This is a genomic window from Gordonia sp. (in: high G+C Gram-positive bacteria) (genome assembly GCF_049299075.1).
In the GTDB taxonomy this organism is placed as follows: domain Bacteria; phylum Actinomycetota; class Actinomycetes; order Mycobacteriales; family Mycobacteriaceae; genus Gordonia.
Genome location: NZ_JBAQWU010000415.1, coordinates 1 through 3,905 on the forward strand (window position 1 = coordinate 1; position 3,905 = coordinate 3,905).

At 67.5% G+C, this 3,905-nt stretch carries 4 protein-coding genes; 1 reads left to right on the forward strand and 3 read right to left on the reverse strand.

Annotation, left to right across the window (positions count from 1 at the left end):
- Positions 1 to 43: 43 nt before the first annotated feature.
- From WAW85_RS13260 to WAW85_RS13270, 3 genes are read right to left on the reverse strand one after another with little or no spacing between them, the layout of a single operon-like run.
- Positions 44 to 697, reverse strand: coding sequence for an NAD(P)H-binding protein (locus WAW85_RS13260; protein WP_422560075.1), 654 nt, complete (start codon positions 695 to 697; stop codon positions 44 to 46).
- A gap of 48 nt (positions 698 to 745) precedes the next feature.
- Positions 746 to 1,180, reverse strand: a complete 435-nt coding sequence (locus WAW85_RS13265) for a hypothetical protein (protein WP_422560076.1) — start codon at positions 1,178 to 1,180, stop codon at positions 746 to 748.
- Between the two features lie 51 nt (positions 1,181 to 1,231).
- Positions 1,232 to 2,155 (reverse strand): LysR family transcriptional regulator, encoded by a 924-nt coding sequence (locus WAW85_RS13270; protein WP_422560077.1) that lies wholly within the window; start codon positions 2,153 to 2,155, stop codon positions 1,232 to 1,234.
- Between the two features lie 168 nt (positions 2,156 to 2,323).
- Between WAW85_RS13270 and WAW85_RS13275 the strand changes: the two genes are divergently transcribed.
- The coding region (locus WAW85_RS13275; RefSeq protein ID WP_422560078.1) for a proline dehydrogenase family protein at positions 2,324 to 3,905 on the forward strand (1,582 nt) is incomplete at its 3' end.

The following is a 3,905-nucleotide window of genomic DNA, read 5'->3' on the forward strand; positions in this document are numbered from 1 at the left end:
CGCTCCCTGAGCCTGTCGAAGGGTCGACCCGCTTGCTGTGTGGTTAGCGGGCGACGGCGTCGGGGATGGGGATCTCGCCGTCAGTGAACGGAATGTCCTTGCCGATGGTGCTCCGGTCGGCGAGCACAGCGGCGGCCACCTGGGCGACGTTGGCGCGCGAGGTGCCGGGGTTGCCCGTAGTCGCTGTGGCCGTCGGGTCGATGGCGCCGGTGGCCGCGTCTTCGGTCAGAGAGCCGGGCATCAGTATGGTCCAGTCCAGAGTGGAGGCACGCAGCGCGGTGTCGGCGGCCGCCTTCGCCTCGGCGTATGCGTAGAACGAATGGTCTTCGGGTACACCGTGATCGGGTCCGGCTCCGAGATACGACACCATCACGAATCGCCGTACTCCAGCGGACTGCGCCGCCTGGATCGCTCGGATCGCCGCATCCCGGTCGACGGCGTGGGTGCGCTGCGGATTGCCGCCACCGGCGCCGGCGCTGAACACCACGGCATCCGCGTCGCCCAGGACGACGGCGAGCTCGTCGACGGAAGCTTGCTCGATGTCCAGGAGTAGCGGGCTGGCTCCAGTCGCGGCGACGTCGATCGCCTGTTCAGCAGTCCGGATGAGGGAGGTCACGGAGTCTCCCCGGGCGGTCAGAATCGGGGCCAGTTCGAGGGCGACTTTTCCGTGCCCTCCGATGATCGCGATAGTTTCCATGACATCGACCGTACCGAGTCGCGGGCGGGCACGGAGCGGGCTGGGACGCTACGCGAGGGCCGAAAGACCGCCTAGCCAGCGGCGAATCCCACCCAAGAATTCTTCGATCGCGGGTAGGTCGACGTTCGGAAATCGGTCGGCCAGCCGGGACACGTACAGCTCGGAGAACGGGTCGGCGACCAGATCGCCGATGTAGTCGCGGCGAATCACCAGGAACTGATAGGTGTCCTCCAGATACTGCTCGATCCAGTCGGTGATCACCTGGTCGGCGCGCGCATCGGTGCTCCAGGCGCGGGGCACCGCGCCGGTCCCCGAGCTGTTGCTGACGTTGCCGTCGCGGCCGAGCCGCAGGTAATCGTCGTCGTCGAGAATCAGGCCCTCATCGGAGAAGGTGACGACGTCGTCGAACCCGGTCATCCGGGCGACGGCGCCGAACGCGGCGAGACGACGGGCGAGAGCGGGCACTTCGAGTTCGGGAACCATGGTGCCCACCAATCTACCGGCGTGCAGCGCAACGGGGGCTGGCGACGAGCATCAAGCCGAAGGCCGCCGCGCAGGGGAGCTGGCACTCTCCTCGGCAAGGATCGAACGCATAGCGGCGATACCCGGATGTTCGGCACCCGAGATCCGGGCGGCGCTGAAAATGGTCCGGTGCGGGTCGTCGGGCAGCCCGATCAGCCGCAGTCGGGGGTCGGCGTCGACGTGGATTAGTCCGGGCAGCAGCGCCGCAGCATTGCCGGATTCGACGAGGCGCAGGTGCGCCTGCATGTCCGCCGTCTCGAAGCGGACGTCCGGCTCGAAACCCGCTGTGCGGCAAAGCTGTTCGGCCCAATGGCGGGAAGCGGCCGGGCGTGGTTCCATCACCCACGGCAATTCAGCGGCATCGGCCAGGGCGGCGACGTTGTCGAATGCGGGGTTGACTCCGACGGGCGGTAGCGCGAGCTCGATCCGGTCGCGGGTGAGGGGTTCGCGGTCGAGTCCGGCGAACTGCACTGGCGCGTGGGCCGGATAGTGCTCGGCGATCACCAGATCGAATCCGCGCACCCAGGTCTCGAAGAGTCCGGACTCCGGCTCGTACTGCACGACGTCGACCCGCAGGCTCGGGTATTCGGTGCGCAGTCGGCTCAACGTCTGCGGCAGCAGGGCCAACATCGCGGTCTGGAAGGTGGCGACGCGAATGCTGCCGCTCACCTCGTCCTGGCTGCGGCGCATGGCTGATTCGATGCGTTCGATGTGGCCGAGTAGCTCGTCGGCCTCGCCAGCGAGGAAGCGGGCCGCCGCGGTGAGCTCGAGGGTGCGACCGCTGCGCCGAAACAGTGGGACGCCCACCTCGCGCTCCAGGGTGGCGAGCTGCTGAGAGACCGCCGACGGGCTGTAGTCGAGGGCATCGGCGACGGCGATCACCGTGCCACGGGCGGCCAGTTCGCGGAGCACGCGTAGGCGTTTGACGTCGATCATCGTCGTCTCCCGTCGAGACGGACACACCGCACCGGATTGTGCGGTTCTTCTTAATGTTATTCCACAGATAATCGCGCTTTACTTCATCTTTTGGGTGCCTCACAGTTAGCTCAATAGCGCCCTCACCTGTGAACCTTCCCGGGGGCCGCCCCGAGAAAGGTACAGACCATGACCGATGCCAGCGCGGTGCGTCCGCAAGACCTCGCCGACGATGCCATTGCGTTGGTCCAGCGGTGGCTGAACGAGGCCGACCAACTCCCAGTCGACACGGCGGCCGCCCGGCTGACCGGGGTCCTCAGCGACCCCAACGGGCTCGATTTCACCGTGGGCTTCGTTGACGGCGTGGTGCGGCCGGAGGATCGTCGTGCCGCGGCCAAGAAGCTCCGCGGCCTCACCTCGCTGACACCCAAGTTTCTGCCCGCACCGATGCGCGGCGCCATCACGCTCGGCGGTGTGCTTGGCACATCGCTGCCCGGAGTGGTGGTGCCGACGGCCCGCCGCGTGCTCCGCGAAATGGTCAGCCACCTGATCATCGACGCCACCGATGCCAAGCTGGGCCCGGCTATCGCCAAAATCAAGCGCGACGACGTGCGCCTCAACATCAATCTGCTCGGCGAGGCGATCCTCGGTGAGCACGAGGCGGAGCGCCGGCTGGCCGGGACGCACAAGCTGCTGGCCCGTCCGGACGTCGACTACGTCTCGATCAAGGTGAGCTCCACCGTGGCGCCGCATAACCACTGGGCCTTTGACGAGGCGGTCGACAGCGTCGTCGCGCACCTGGTGCCGTTGTTCGAGCGGGCGGCTTCCTCGTCGCCGAAGAAGTTCATCAACCTCGATATGGAGGAGTACAAGGATCTGGACTTGACCATTGCGGTCTTCCGGCGGCTCCTCGATCGCCCGGAGTTCCACGAGTTGTCCGCGGGCATCGTGCTTCAGGCATACCTGCCCGATGCGCTGGGTGCGATGATCAGCCTGCAAGACTGGGCCGCCGCGCGCGTGGCCGGCGGCGGTGCGCCGGTCAAAGTCCGGGTGGTGAAGGGCGCCAACCTCCCCATGGAGCACGTTGACGCTGCCGTGCACGGCTGGCCGGTGGCCACTTGGGGCAGCAAACAGGACTCGGACACCAGCTACAAGGCTGTCCTGGACTTCGCGCTGCACCCGGACCGCGTGAAAAACATCCGTATCGGGGTGGCCGGACACAATTTGTTCGACGTTGCGCTCGCCTGGCTGCTCGCCCAGCGCCGCGGCGCCGAGGACGGTCTGGACGTGGAGATGCTGCTCGGCATGGCGACCGCCCAGGCGCAGGCGGTGAAGCGCGAGGTCGGCTCGCTCCTGCTCTACACGCCGGTGGTGCACCCGGAGGAGTTCGACGTCGCCATCGCCTACCTGATCCGCCGCCTCGAAGAAGGCGCGAGCCAGGAGAACTTCATGTCGGCGGTCTTCGAATTGTCCGATGACGCCAGCCTTTTTGCGCGGGAACGCGAACGCTTCCTCGCCTCGCTCGCCGATCTGCAGGCGATCACCGCCGACGGCGACCCGGCGAACTACCACGTTCCGCCGCCCAACCGGACGCAAGACCGCACCGCCTACGACGACGCCGGTGCTGCCGCACGCGTCGAGGCGCTGGTGGAAGCCGGCCGCCGCGGCGAGTTCAGCAACGCCCCGGACACCGATCCTGACCTGCCGCGCAACCGGTCCTGGGGCCGCGGCATCGCCGGGCGCATGGTCGAGTCGACACTCGGTACCGAGC

Excerpts from the sequence above, each read along its gene's own strand:
- WAW85_RS13270 (WP_422560077.1), bottom strand. The coding sequence starts at position 2,155 with ATGATCGACGTCAAACGCCTACGCGTGCTCCGCGAACTGGCCGCCCGT.
- WAW85_RS13265 (WP_422560076.1), bottom strand. The coding sequence starts at position 1,180 with ATGGTTCCCGAACTCGAAGTGCCCGCTCTCGCCCGTCGTCTCGCCGCG.
- WAW85_RS13260 (WP_422560075.1), bottom strand. The coding sequence starts at position 697 with ATGGAAACTATCGCGATCATCGGAGGGCACGGAAAAGTCGCCCTCGAA.